At 64.5% G+C, this 13,643-nt stretch carries 9 protein-coding genes; 5 read left to right on the forward strand and 4 right to left on the reverse strand.

The features are described 5' to 3' along the window. Window positions 1-20 precede the first annotated feature (20 nt). Window positions 21-1,019, forward strand: coding sequence for a type II secretion system F family protein (locus WFP44_RS15010; protein WP_336927453.1), 999 nt, complete (start codon window positions 21-23; stop codon window positions 1,017-1,019). 80 nt (window positions 1,020-1,099) lie between these two features. Here the strand turns inward: WFP44_RS15010 and WFP44_RS15015 are convergent, their stop codons facing one another. From WFP44_RS15015 to WFP44_RS15025, 3 genes are all read right to left on the reverse strand, one after another. Next, the gene (locus WFP44_RS15015) at window positions 1,100-1,573 is read right to left on the reverse strand and encodes a MarR family winged helix-turn-helix transcriptional regulator (protein WP_336927455.1); all 474 of its coding nucleotides are present in this window, start codon (window positions 1,571-1,573) and stop codon (window positions 1,100-1,102) included. A 71-nt stretch (window positions 1,574-1,644) separates the two neighbouring features. Then, complete coding sequence (gene mtnP / locus WFP44_RS15020) at window positions 1,645-2,526, reverse strand: S-methyl-5'-thioadenosine phosphorylase (protein WP_336927458.1); 882 nt, start codon at window positions 2,524-2,526, stop codon at window positions 1,645-1,647. An 18-nt stretch (window positions 2,527-2,544) separates the two neighbouring features. Continuing rightward, window positions 2,545-3,327 carry an SDR family oxidoreductase gene (locus tag WFP44_RS15025; protein WP_336927459.1) on the reverse strand — a complete coding sequence of 261 codons (783 nt, stop codon included), beginning with the start codon at window positions 3,325-3,327 and terminating at the stop codon, window positions 2,545-2,547. Between WFP44_RS15025 and WFP44_RS15030 the strand changes: the two genes are divergently transcribed. The 3 genes from WFP44_RS15030 to WFP44_RS15040 all read left to right on the forward strand — a co-directional run bounded on the left by WFP44_RS15030 (window position 3,308) and on the right by WFP44_RS15040 (window position 7,838). Continuing rightward, window positions 3,308-3,547: a hypothetical protein gene (locus WFP44_RS15030; RefSeq protein WP_336927461.1), complete on the forward strand. Its 240-nt coding sequence runs from the start codon at window positions 3,308-3,310 to the stop codon at window positions 3,545-3,547. The genes WFP44_RS15025 and WFP44_RS15030 overlap by 20 nt on opposite strands. A 141-nt stretch (window positions 3,548-3,688) precedes the next feature. After that, window positions 3,689-6,931, forward strand: coding sequence for a TonB-dependent receptor domain-containing protein (locus tag WFP44_RS15035; RefSeq protein ID WP_336927463.1), 3,243 nt, complete (start codon window positions 3,689-3,691; stop codon window positions 6,929-6,931). A gap of 106 nt (window positions 6,932-7,037) precedes the next feature. Continuing rightward, window positions 7,038-7,838 carry a hypothetical protein gene (locus WFP44_RS15040; RefSeq protein ID WP_336927464.1) on the forward strand — a complete coding sequence of 267 codons (801 nt, stop codon included), beginning with the start codon at window positions 7,038-7,040 and terminating at the stop codon, window positions 7,836-7,838. Between the two features lie 38 nt (window positions 7,839-7,876). Here the strand turns inward: WFP44_RS15040 and clpB are convergent, their stop codons facing one another. Further along, window positions 7,877-10,456 (reverse strand): ATP-dependent chaperone ClpB, encoded by a 2,580-nt coding sequence (gene clpB / locus WFP44_RS15045; RefSeq protein WP_336927465.1) that lies wholly within the window; start codon window positions 10,454-10,456, stop codon window positions 7,877-7,879. A 253-nt stretch (window positions 10,457-10,709) separates the two neighbouring features. On the opposite strand from clpB, the gene WFP44_RS15050 reads away from it, so the two are divergent. Then, window positions 10,710-13,568: a M16 family metallopeptidase gene (locus WFP44_RS15050; protein WP_336927466.1), complete on the forward strand. Its 2,859-nt coding sequence runs from the start codon at window positions 10,710-10,712 to the stop codon at window positions 13,566-13,568. Window positions 13,569-13,643: the final 75 nt, after the last annotated feature.

A 13,643-nucleotide genomic window follows, 5' to 3' on the forward strand; every position in this document is an offset into this window, starting at 1 on the left:
GCGGGAAGGACACCACGACAATGATAACCTCTCCTCCCGGCCCCACCCTTCTCGGCGTCGACGTGATGCTGGTCGGCACGATCCTGGCCGGGATCGCCGCCGCAGCCGTGTTCCTGGCAATCTATGCCGCGGTCACGGTGAAAGACCCGATGGCCAAGCGGGTCAAATCGCTCAACGCCCGCCGGGCGGAGCTGAAGACGGGCATGATCACCGGCAAGTCGAAAAAGCGGCAGAGCCTTGTCCGCCGCTCTGAAACGACCGACCGGATGAAGAACGCGCTGGAGAACATGAAGGTTCTTCAGGAAAGCCAGGTCAAACAGATCCAGCAGAAGCTGGCGCAGGCGGGCATCCGCAACAAGGAACTGGCGGTGTTCGTGCTGTTCGGGCGCATGGTGCTGCCCGCAGTGCTGGGCCTGCTGGGCGTGCTGATCTTCTACTGGAGCGATATGTTCCCCGATTGGGGCTCGCTCAAGCGCTTCATGGGCTTTGCCGGCATGACCGTGCTGGGATACAAGGCGCCCGACCTTTACATCAAGAACCTCTCCACCAAGCGCACGCAGGCGATCCAGAAAGGCTTGCCCGATGCGCTCGACCTGCTGGTGATCTGTGCCGAAGCCGGCCTGACGGTGGACGCTGCCTTCAACCGCGTGGCGCGCGAACTGGGCCGCGCCTATCCGGAACTGGGCGACGAATTCGCGCTGACCGCGATTGAACTGTCTTTCCTGACCGAACGGCGCCAGGCGTTCGAGAACCTTGCCTACCGCGTCGATCTGGACGCGGTGCGCGGCGTGGTTACCACCATGGTGCAGACCGAGCGCTACGGCACGCCTCTTGCCTCGGCGCTGCGCGTGCTGTCGGCCGAATTCCGCAACGAACGCATGATGCGCGCCGAGGAAAAGGCCGCGCGCCTGCCCGCGATCATGACCGTGCCGCTGATCCTGTTCATCCTGCCGGTGCTGTTCGTGGTGATTCTCGGCCCGGCGGCCTGTTCGATCTCGGACGCCTTTTCCGAGAACTGAGGCAGGCGATCACAATGCCAAACAAAAGGCCCCACCGGGCACAACCGGCGGGGCCTTTTCGTATCATCCTTCAGCCTGGATCAGCCGATATTGCCGCTGTCGATCCCGTCGGTATCCAGATCCCCCACCTGTTCGCGCACCTTGTGCAGCAGGGTGCGGAACTGCGCCATCTCCTCTGCCGTCAGGCTGGCGAACACGCGGCTTTCCATTTCCACGGCCAGCGGCATGATCTGGCCGTGCATCTCCCGACCCGCTTGGGTCAGGCCCAGATGGTGCGAGCGGCCGTCCTGCGCATTGGGCGTGCGGGCGGCAAGGCCGCGTTCCTCCAGAACCTTGCAGGCGCGGTTCACCGCCACCTTGTCCATCAGCGTGCGCTGCGTCAGGTCGCGCTGGGTCAGCGGGCCGGAATCTCCCAGCACCGCCATCACGCGCCATTCGGGCACGCTGAGGCCAAAGCGCTGGCGGTATTCCTGCGCGATGCGCCCACTCACCGCGTTGGAGGTGATCGAAAGCTGGTAGGGCAGAAACCGGGAAAGAGGTGTTGTCGGTTGCATAGGCAACTATCCATGTTCCAGCAGGCTGCGTATTGCAAGCCTTTCACGCAAGCTTATTGCGCAGCGCACCGTTAAGGGGCAATTTTCAGCAGGCGCCCCGCCACCGCATCGAGCCGCGCGCTGGCCGCCGCATCCCAATGGCTGCGCGGCGTGGCCAGCGCATGATCGAGCACAGTGTCGATCGGGCTGGCCGCGCGATCGGGCGGCAACGCCTGCGCCAGCGCGGCCAAGGTCTGGCGGGCAAGGCCTGCATTGGCCTGCATCACCTTCAGGATGGCGGACATATCGACGCCTGCCTCCGCTTCGCGCCAGCAATCGTAATCCGTGACCATGGCCAGCAGCGCGTAAGGCAGCTCCGCCTCGCGCGCCAGACGCGCTTCGGGCATTGCCGTCATGCCGATCACCTGCGCGCCCCATTGCCGGTAAAGCAGGCTTTCGGCGCGGGTCGAGAATTGCGGCCCCTCGATCGCCAGATAGGTGCCGCCGCGATGCACCGTCGCGCCCGCCCCCTCGGCCGCATCCGCCGCCAGCGCGGACAGGCGCGGGCACACCGGATCAGCCATGGGCACGTGCGCAACCACCCCATCGCCAAAGAAACTGCGCGCCCGCACGCCCGCCGTGCGATCGATGAACTGGTCCACCGCGACAAAACTGCCCGGCCCGATGTCTTGCGAGAGTGAACCCACCGCCGAAATCGCCAGCACATCGGTCACGCCGCAGCGTTTGAGCACATCGATATTGGCGCGGTAATTGACATGGGAGGGCGACAGGCGATGACCCGCACCGTGACGGGCAAGGAAAGTCACGCGCACCGTGCCCAGCCAGCCGGTCACCACCGGGCCGGAAGGTTCGCCAAAGGCGCTGGCGACCGGAATCACCTGCGCCTCGTCCAGCGTGCCGGGATCGTGCAGGCCCGACCCGCCGATCACCCCGATATGCCAGCTATCCGCCATGACTGCTCCTTACGCCTGTCAGCGCGGCGGCATACGGATGCCGCCGTCCAGCCGCACGCATTCACCGTTGAAATAGCCGTTTTCGACCATCGTCATCACAAGGTTGGCATATTCTTCCGGCTTGCCCAGACGTTTGGGGAAGGGCACCGATGCGGCCAGCACATCCTGCACATTCTGCGGCAGGCCCGCCAGCAAGGGCGTGTTGAAAATGCCCGGCAGGATCGTGTTGATCCGGATGCCTTCGGACATGAAATCGCGCGCAATAGGCAATGTCATGCCCACGACCCCGCCCTTCGACGCGGAATAGGCGACCTGCCCGATCTGCCCGTCCACCGCCGCCACGCTGGCGGTGCAGACCATCGCGCCGCGTTCGCCATCTTCCAGCCCGTCCAGCGTCATCATGCCTGCGGCCGATTTGGCAACGCATTGGAACGTGCCCAGCAGATTGACCTTGAGCGTTTTCAGGAACAGCGCCGATTCCATCGGCACGGGCGCGCCGGTTTCCTTGTCGCGGCGCACCGTCTTGCCGATCGTGCCGATGCCGGCGCAGCACACCAGCACGCGCTCCTGCCCGTGCGCGGCGCGTGCCTTGGCAAAGCCGGCATCGAGCGATTCCTCGTCCGACACGTCAACCCGGCAGAATGTGCCGCCAATCTCGGCCGCCACCGCCTCGCCGCGTTCGGCGTTGAGATCGAACAGGGCGACCTTCGCGCCCTTCGCCGCCAGCGCCCGCGCGCTCGCCTCGCCAAGCCCGGATGCCCCGCCGGTTACGACGGCGGCAATGCTGGAATCGATCTTCATCTGGCTTTCTCCCCGAAACCTGTGCCGCGCGGCCCGTGCTGCTGGCGCGCTGCGTTGCGGCTGCGCCACAGTATCCACGCCGGCAGAACAGGCTCCTAATGGCCCACCGGTGACGGTCAAGAGCGCGATGAACACGCGGCCGGCCCGATCTTCACCTGTTGGAAACCCCGATGTGGTGAAACTGCAACAGGACTGCAACAAATCGGGCAGGAAAGTATAATTGGAATTGAAACCAGTTTCGCCTTCCCGCAGTCCACACTCAGCGCATTGCTATTTTCGTCCGCCCGCCGGCCTGTGCCGGATTCGTGCAGACCAAACGAAAAACCATGCCGGTTGCCGGCTGAAAAATGGGGACTAACCTGTGAAGTTTCGAACCGCTTTGAAGGGTGCCAGCGCACCGATCGCCTTGTCCGTTGCCCTGCTGGCCCAGCCGGCAATGGCGCAGGAAGCCGCCCCCGCCCCGGCCGAGGAAGAGGAAGCTGCTCCGGCAGTTTCGACCGGCGACACCATCTTCGTGACCGGTTCGCGCATCCGCCGCGACGAGTTCAGCTCGCCCGCGCCGCTGACCGTGATCGATCCGGGCATCGCCGCGCGCCAGGGCCTGAACAGCACCGCCAACATGGTGCAGGGCTCGCCCATCGCCGCCGGTTCGGACCAGATCACCGCGGCCCTTTCGTCCAACTTCCTCACCAATGGCGGCACGGGCGCGGAAACGATCTCGCTGCGCGGCCTGGGTGCCGAGCGTACGCTGGTGCTGCTCAACGGTCGCCGTGCCGGCCCGTCGGGTACGCGCGGGGGCGTGTCCTCGTTCGACCTCAACGTTCTGCCGCAATCCATCGTGGGTCAGGTCGACCTGCTGAAGGATGGCGCATCCTCGATCTACGGTTCGGATGCGGTTGCAGGCGTGGTCAACCTGATCACCAAGCGCGACACCGACGGCGTTGAATTCGACTTCTTCGGCTCGGTTCCCTTTGAAACTGGCGGCGAGCAGTGGTCGGCTGCTGCCACCTGGGGCAAGACTTTCAGCCGCGGTCACATCATGGTTTCGGGCAGCTATTCGCGCCGCAACGAACTGGCCCGCGGCGACCGCGATTATCTGGGTTGCGGCGAAAACTACGTCTTCACCGACGAAACCTACACCACCCGCGCCGACCTGATCGACCCGCGCACCGGCCGCTTCGCCTGCGAAGCGTCGGACAGCGGCAACACCTGGGGCCATGTGTGGACGTATGACTACACCTACATGGATAACGAAGGCGGCCCCCTCGCCGATTTCGGCACGCCCGGCGGTTCCAACATTCCGGGCAGCGCCGGCACCGGCGCGGCCACGCTGTTCCAATACAGCTACGGCAATGACAATCTGGGCGCATACATCCCTGCGGCGGGCCCGCGCACGCAGATCGGCCAGATCGGCATCCCCGATGGCTGGTTCCCGGTTGCTTACGACCGCGCCTCCACCTCGGTGACCAATTACTATCACCCGCTGATGGACAATGACACGGTCATCCCGCAGACCAATCTGTACACGCTGTATATCGACGCCGCTTACGAGCTGACCGGTGGTATCGAGTTCTATACCGAACTGCTGTACAACAAGCGCGACAACTTCGTGAACGCGTCGGGCCAGATTTACCAGTTCGGCCTGGGCGAAATCTACGACTATTACTACGATTACAACGACGACGGGCTTGACTTTGACGATCCCTTCGACGGCTTTGCGTTCGACCCCTATGCAGCTGGCTGGCGTGGCCCGGCCGTGTTCAGCCCGACGCCGTTCAACCCGCACGTGGATAGCTCGGTCGATGTCGACTATTGGCGGGCGGTTGCCGGTTTCCGCGGCGATCTGAGCTCGCGCTGGTCCTATGACATCTATGGCCAGTATTCGCGTTCGGAAGGCGAATACGCCAACCAGACCGCGCTGAAGGACGCGATCGCCTGCGCCAACTTCCGCAGCGGCCTGAAGGGCTACAGCGCCAGCCGTTGCCCCGGTGGCGTGACCCCGATCAGCGGTCGCCAGAACGTGATCGTGGACTGGTTCAGCCCGCGCTTCAATTACGGCGATTTCACCGAGGAGGAATACAACTTCCTGTTCGACTGGGATGTGGGCAAGACCACTTACACCCAGATGTATGCCGAAGGTATCGTCAGCGGCGATCTGATCGACCTGTGGGCCGGCACCGTGGGCGTCGCCCTGGGCGGCACGATCCGCGAAGACAAGATCAACGACGTGCCCGGCCCGATCCGTCAGGCCGATAACGGCTTCAATTTCGGCGGCGCCGGCATCACCGCGGGCCAATCGGTCACGACCGAAGCCTTCGGCGAAATCAACATTCCGCTGCTGGCCGATGTGCCCTTCATCCAGCGCCTCGACTTCACCGGTGCCGCCCGCGTCACCAATGTGAAGGCGACCCGCGCCTCGGACGGTTTCTCGGACACCACCAACGGCAACTGGACGTACAAGCTGGGCCTCGACTGGGAAGTGAACGACTGGCTGCGTTTCCGCGGCACCTACGGCACTTCCTACCGCGCGCCTGCCCTGTTCGAACAATTCCTGGCCGACCAGACGGGCTTCACCTCGCAGCGTAACGCAGACCCCTGCATCCAGTGGGGCCTGAACCTGGCGCAGGGCAATATCAGCCAGCGCTTTGCCGATAACTGCGCGGCCGACGGCGTGCCGGCCAATCACACCGGTGCGGGCGTTTCGACCGCCGTCGTTTCGGGTGGCGGCATCGGCGTGCTGGAGCCGGAAACCTCGAAGGCGTGGACGGCTTCGGCGATCTTCACCCCGCGCTTCGCCTTCCTGCCCGACACCACGTTCAACATCGCGGTTGATTACTTCAACATCGAAGTGAACGGGGAAATCGCGCAGCTCGGTGCCCGCAACGTGATGGCCCAGTGCTACGCTTCGGACTTCTTCCCGACCGATCCGCTGTGCCAGTCGTTCTTCCGCTTCAACGACTTCGACAACGGCACCGCTCCGCCGGAAGCTGCCCAGTACAACGCAACCGGCGGCAACCGGAACAACGTGGCGGTCATCTTCGACAAGTTCTTCAACATCAACAGCCAGCAGAACCGCGGCGTGGACGTGACGACCCGTATCGTTCACGACTTCTCCGGCGACACCACGCTGACCTTCCAGGCGCAGATGACCTGGCAGACGCGTGACCGCGTGGCTCTGTTCAGCGGCCTGTTTGAAGACAATAACGGCGAAGCGGGCGATCCGGTGTGGGTTGGCGACTTCTTCCTCAACCTCGAAACCGGTCCGTGGAACTTCTTCTATGGCCTCGATGTGATCGGCAAGACCAATGACGAAGAAGACTTCATCGACCAGAACGGCACGCTGTGCCCGACCTACCGCTCGCTCGGCACCGTGTGTGTGAACCTGCGCACCCAGGCGCAGTTCTATCACAGCCTGTCGGTCAGCCGCGAAATCAACGACAATTTCCGCATCACGGCGGGTATGTCGAACGTGACCAACAATCGCCCGCCGCGCACCACCCAGATCGGTGGCGACGGCACGCGCAGTCTGGGCCAGGGCCTGCTGTATTCGCAGTATGACCTGCTCGGCCGCCGGGCGTTCGTGAACCTCAACTTCCGCTACTGATCCAGTCGGCAGAAGCTGAAATAACCGGGGCGGCGGGTGACAAACCCGCCGCCCTTGGTTTATCCGCTGTCCTCAACCCCAAAAGCGACAACCGAAAGTTGGCCCTATGGCGCAGCAGCGCACCCCGATCCGGCTCAAGGCCGATACGCTCGACCAGGAAACCGTGAAGTTTGCCAGCCCCCGGCTGCGGCAGTCGATCTTTCTCAATTCGGTGCCCAAATCCGGCTCGCATCTGCTCAAGAACATCATGCGGATGTTCGTGCCGTTGCAGGATCATTACGGGAAGCACTTCATCCAGTGGGGCAATCTGCGCGAACATATTGCTGCTTTCGACCCGCGTCGCCCGCAACTGAGCTGGGGCCATCTGATGTTCACCGACACTTCGGCCGCGCACACCGCCCATGCGCGCAAGATCATCCTTGTGCGCGATCCGCACAGCTGGGTGCTGGCGCGGGCGCGCTTCTATGTGTCCGACCAGTTCGGCGACAATTCCACCGTCATCAAGCAATCCGGTATGTCGGCCGAACATCTCATCAATCTGATGATCTTCGGCATCCACCAGCAGGCGCTTCCGATGCGCGATATGTTCAACCTCACCGCGGTTGCCTGGCGCGGGCCGCAATCGACCTGGGTGAAATACGAAGACCTGGTGCACGCGGTGAAGAATGTGGACACGCCTGCGGGTGAGGCCTTCTTCCTCAAGCTGATGGAACTGGCCGGCCTTCCCGGCCTTCCCGATGACTGGCGCGAGCGGGTAAAGATCGGGTCGGACCGCAAGCAGAGCGGCACCGCGCGCGAGAACCTGCGCGATGTGAAGATCACCATTCCCGACGAACTGAGCGATGAGCACAAGGAACTGATCGCCTATGCCGCGCCGGGGCTGCGCAAGCTTCTGGGCTACGAATAGCAGGCGGGCCGGACATCGCTGCCCGGCCCTGCCCTTGCTTAGCCCACCGTCATCTTCAGCGCGCCGTCGCCTTCGTCGATATGCACCGTTGAGCCGTCGGGGACTTCGCCCGCCAGAATCATCTCGGCCAGCGGATCCTGCACATAACGTTGCACTGCGCGCTTCAATGGCCGCGCGCCATAGACCGGGTCGTAACCCACCCGGCCCAGCCACGCGAGCGCGCCTTCGGTGAGGTCGAGCGTGATCTTGCGATCTTTCAGCAGCTTCTGCACCCGGCCGACCTGAATGGTGACGATCGGCGCCATATGCTCCTGCCCAAGCCGGTGGAACAGGATGATCTCGTCCAGCCGGTTGAGGAATTCGGGGCGGAAATGGGCGCGCACCACGTCCATCACCTGCGGTTCCACTTCCGCCACATCCTGCCCATCGGCCAGGCCCGCCAGATACTGGCTGCCCAGATTGCTGGTGAGGATGATGAGCGTGTTGGAAAAATCCACCACGCGGCCCTGCCCGTCGGTCAGGCGGCCATCGTCGAGCACCTGGAGCAGCACGTTGAACACATCGCCGTGCGCTTTCTCCACCTCGTCGAACAGCACCACCTGATAGGGGCGGCGGCGCACGGCTTCGGTCAGAACCCCGCCTTCATCATAACCGACATAGCCCGGAGGCGCGCCGATCAGCCGGGCGACCGAATGCTTTTCCATGAATTCGCTCATGTCGATGCGCACCATGGCGCTGTCATCGTCGAACAGGAATTCGGCGAGCGCCTTGGTCAACTCGGTCTTGCCCACGCCCGTGGGGCCGAGGAACAGGAAGGAACCCAGCGGACGCTGAGGATCCTTCAGTCCCGCCCGCGCGCGGCGCACGGCCTTGGAAACGGCCTCCACCGCGGCCTGCTGGCCGATCACCCGCGCGCCGATGGCTTCTTCCATGCGGAGCAGCTTCTCGCGCTCGCCCGCCATCATCTTGTCCACCGGGATGCCGGTCCAGCGGGACACGACACTGGCGATGTCATCCTCGGTCACTTCCTCGCGCAGCAGCGCGTTTTCGCTTTGCGCCTGCGCATCGGCAAGCTGCTTTTCCAGCGCGGGAATGGTGCCATAGGACAGCTCACCCGCGCGGGCGAGGTCGCCATTGCGTTGCGCCTGTTCCAGCTCGATCCGGGCGCGGTCGAGGTCTTCCTTGATGCGCGCTTCGGCGTGGATCTTGTCGCGCTCGTTCTGCCAGCGTGTGGTGAGTTCAGCGCTCTGCTGTTCGAGGTTGGCGAGTTCACCGCGCAGGGTGGTGAGCCGATCCTTGCTCGCGGCATCGCTCTCCTTCGCCAGCGCCGATTCCTCGATCTTGAGCTGGATGATGCGCCGGTCGAGATTCTCGATCTCCTCCGGCTTGCTTTCCACTTCCATGCGGATGCGGCTGGCGGCCTCGTCCATCAGGTCGATCGCCTTGTCGGGCAGGAAGCGGTCGGAGATGTAGCGGTTGGACAATTGCGCCGCCGCCACGATCGCGCCATCGGTGATGCGCACGCCGTGGTGCAGTTCGTATTTCTCCTTCAGCCCGCGCAGGATCGAAATCGTATCCTCCACGCTGGGTTCAGTCACGAACACCGGCTGGAAGCGGCGCTGGAGCGCGGCGTCCTTTTCGACATATTTCTGGTATTCATCGAGCGTGGTCGCGCCGATGCAGTGCAACTCGCCGCGCGCAAGGGCGGGCTTCAAGAGATTGCCCGCATCCATGCTGCCTTCGGACGCGCCCGCGCCGATCAGCGTGTGCATCTCGTCAATGAACAGGATGATCTGCCCTTCGGCGCTCTTCACCTCGTCGAGCACGGACTTCAGCCGTTCCTCGAACTCGCCGCGGTATTTCGCGCCCGCGATCATCGCGCCCAGATCAAGGCTCATCAGCGTGCGATCTTTCAGGCTGTCGGGCACATCGCCATTGGCGATGCGCAGCGCCAGCCCCTCGGCAATCGCCGTCTTGCCGGTGCCGGGTTCGCCGATCAGGACGGGGTTGTTCTTGGTGCGGCGGGCAAGGATCTGGATCGTGCGGCGGATTTCCTCGTCACGCCCGATAACCGGGTCGAGCTTGCCATCGCGCGCCGCCTGCGTCAGGTCGCGGGCGAATTTCTTCATCGCGTCATAGGTCGCCTCGGCATTGGCGCTGTCGGCGCTCTTGCCCTTGCGCAGGGCCTCGATCGCGGCGTTGAGCGCCTGCGCGGTCACGCCTGCCGCCGCCAGTGCCTTGCCCGCCCCGGTGGTGGTGGCCAGCGCCAGCGCGGTCAGCAGCCGTTCCACGGTGACATAGGCATCGCCCGCCTTGGTGGCGAGTTGTTCCGCCGAATCGAGCACGCGCACCGCATCGTTATCGAGCCCCGGCGTCGCCTGAGCGCCCGATCCCGAAACGGCAGCAATCTTGCCCAGCGCGGCATCCACCTGCGCCACGGCCAGCCGCGCATCGCCGCCCGCGCGGGCAATCAACCCGGCAGCCATGCCCTCGCTATCCTCCAGCAGCGCCTTCAGGATGTGATCGGGCGTGATCCGCTGGTGGTTCATGCGGATGGCAACGGTTTGCGCGGCTTGCAGAAAGCCCTTTGCGCGGTCGGTAAACTTCTCAAGGTTCATGGGTAAGCCCCTTCCTAATCCATTCCCGTACCAGATAGTGTTGCATTTCCGCAACACAAGTGCCAGCCGGAATCCACCTCGCCTTTCTAGATCGGTGGCGCGACCCCGGATGCAAGCCCCGCCGCCGCCAACGCTGGCCGATGAAGAATGGCGGTTTGTCGAACAGGCCGCCATGATGTGCGTCAAACAGGCCTCTTGCCGAATGACCGATTCCGGCGCTGGACAGCCCCTTCCCCCGTGCTAGTGGATACAGATGAAACCGCATCTCCTCATCACCGCCCTTGCTTCCACCGCGCTGGCCGTGGCGACGCCGCTGCATCCCGCTTTGGCGCAGACGGCCCCCACGTCCGAAGCGCTGCCGCTCGACCTTGCGGCGCTGGTCGCGCAGCTCGACATTCCCTACGAAACCTTCACGCTGGACAACGGCCTCACCACCATCGTCCATACCGATCGCAAGGCGCCGATCGTGGGGGTGACGGTCTATTACCGCGTCGGGTCCAAGCACGAACCGCGCGGGCGCACCGGCTTTGCCCATCTGTTTGAACACATCATGTTCACCGGCAGCGAGAATGTGGCGAATTTCGACATTCCGCTCGAAAGCGCAGGCTCCACCCCCACCAACGGCTCCACCTGGTATGACCGCACCAATTATGTGGAAACCGTGCCCACCGGGGCGCTCGATCTGGCGCTGATGATGGAAGCCGACCGCATGGGCTATCTGCTCGGCGCGGTGTCGCAGGAGCGGCTGGATCAGCAACGCGGCGTGGTGCAGAACGAGAAGCGGCAGGGCGATAACCAGCCTTTCGGCCTGGTCGATTACCGCGTGACCGAAGTGCTGCTGCCCGTGGGCCATCCCTATCGCCATTCCACCATCGGTTCGATGGCCGACCTTTCCGCCGCCAGTCTGGAAGATGTGCAAAACTGGTTCCGCGACAATTACGGCCCCAACAATGTGGTGCTGGCGCTGGCGGGCGATATCGACGCCGCAACCGCGCGGCCAATGGTGGAACGCTGGTTTGGCGATATTGCCCGCGGCCCCGATGTGGCGAGCGTGGCCGCCGGGCCGGTCGATCTGCCCGCCCCGGTGTTTGAGGAAATGACCGATCAGGTCAGCCAGATCCGCGTGACGCGCCACTGGACCGGGCCGGGCCTGAACGATCCCGATGCCGTGCCGCTGTATCTGGGGATGTATGTGCTGGGCGGCCTGCTCACCAGCCGTCTCGACAATGCGATGGTTTACGATGCCGAAGTGGCGACCAGCGTGATGGCCGGGTTCCAGGCGCATGAGCAGATCGGATTTCTGTCCACCCAGTTCGATCTTGTGCCGGGCGGTGATCGGGACACAGCAACCGCGCTGTTCGATGCCGAAATTGCGCGTCTGATTGCCGAAGGGCCAAGCGCGGACGAACTGCGCCGCGCGGCCACGCAGGTCATCGCCGGGCAGCTTGGCTCGCTCGAACGGGTGGGCGGCTTTGGCGGCAAGGGCATGGTGCTGGCCGAAGGGCTGCTCTATTCGGGCGATCCGGCCTTCTACAAGCGCGAACTGGAACGCGTGGCCACCGCCACCCCCGATGACGTGCGTGCCGCGCTGCAGCGCTGGCTGACGCGCCCCGCCTACACGCTCACCATCGTCCCCGGCCCACGCACGCTGGATGGCGCGCTGATGGGCGGATACGGGGACGAGGCCAATTTCCCCCCGCCCGCGCCCGATGCGGGCGGCGGCGTGGTGGCGGCGCGATCCGGCCCCGCGCGCGATCTGCCGCAGCCGGGCGATGTGCCCGCGCTCGATTTCCCGCAGGCTGAGCGCGCCGTGCTGTCCAACGGCGTGCCGGTGACGCTGGTGCGGCGCGAAGCGGTGCCCACCGTCACCGTGGCGCTGGTGCTGGATGCGGGCAGTGTCGTGGACGGCACACAGCACGCGGGGCGGCACGAATTGATGGTGGATATGCTGGCCGAAGGCACGACCAGCCGCGACACCTTCGACATCCTGATCGAGCAGGAGGAGCTGGCTGCATCGGTCACCGCATCGGCGGGCGTGGATGCGACCACGGTCACGCTATCCTCGCTCACCCTCAACCTGCCGCAATCGCTGGGGCTGATGGCCGATATCACGCTGAACCCCTCCTTTGCTGCTGACAGCTTTGGCCGCGTGCAGACCCAGCGCCTGGCCGAAATCGAGGAGGAGCGCACCCAGCCGGGCGCGCTGGCAAGCCGGGCCATGGGGCCGCTGCTGTTCGGCGCGGACAACCCCTATGCGCTCGCCTCCACCATTGGCCGGGCCGATGTGATCGCACGGCTGACGCCCGACGATCTGCGCGCCGAGCACGCCGCCTGGGTGCGGCCCGATCTCGCACGCTTCACCGTGGTGGGCGATATCTCGATGGCCGATCTGCTGCCGCAACTGGAAAGCGCCTTTGGCCAATGGCAAGCTCCTGCCAGCCCCCCGCCGGCCAAGGTGATTGACGCACCCGTGCCGCCTGCCGCTACGCGGCTGGTGGTGATCGACCGGCCGGGCTCGCCGCAATCGGTGCTGATGCTGGGCCGCGTCCTGCCGCTGAAAGGCACCGATCAGGGCAAGGAAGCGCTGGAACTGGCGAACGAGGTGATGGGCAACGGCTTCCTGTCGCGCCTCAACAACGACTTGCGTGAAACGCGCGGCTGGACATATGGCGTGCGTTCCAGCCTGCCCGCGCGCGTGGGGCCGCAGGCGCTGGTCGTCTCCACAGCGGTGCAGGCCGACCGGACAGCCGATTCGATCCGCGTGATCCTTGACCAGATGGAAGCCTTCCCCGCTTCCCGTCCGGTTGACGCAACCGAATTGCAGCGCGTGACCGATGGCAATATTCGCGGTCTTCCCAACCGCTTTGAAACCAATGGGCAGGTGCTCGATGCGCTGCTGGGCAACCAGTTGCTGGGCCGCCCGGACGATTATCAGGAACGTCTGCCCGATATCTACCGCAGCATTGATGCCGATGCGATCAACGCCGCTGCCAGCGCCTATCTCCACCCGCGCGACATGGCGATCGTGGTGGTGGGCGACCGGCGCGTGATCGATCCGCAGTTGGAAACGCTGGGCATGGCGGTGGAATATCTGGCGGCGGAGGAGCTGTAACAGAAAACGGGTTTGATGGGCCCTGCGCGATTTCCCTGTCCGCAGGCCATCGGGCCGATACGGACGCCCGATCAG

The sequence above is a fragment of the Alteraurantiacibacter palmitatis genome, from assembly GCF_037154115.1.
In the GTDB taxonomy this organism is placed as follows: Bacteria; Pseudomonadota; Alphaproteobacteria; order Sphingomonadales; family Sphingomonadaceae; genus Alteraurantiacibacter; species Alteraurantiacibacter palmitatis.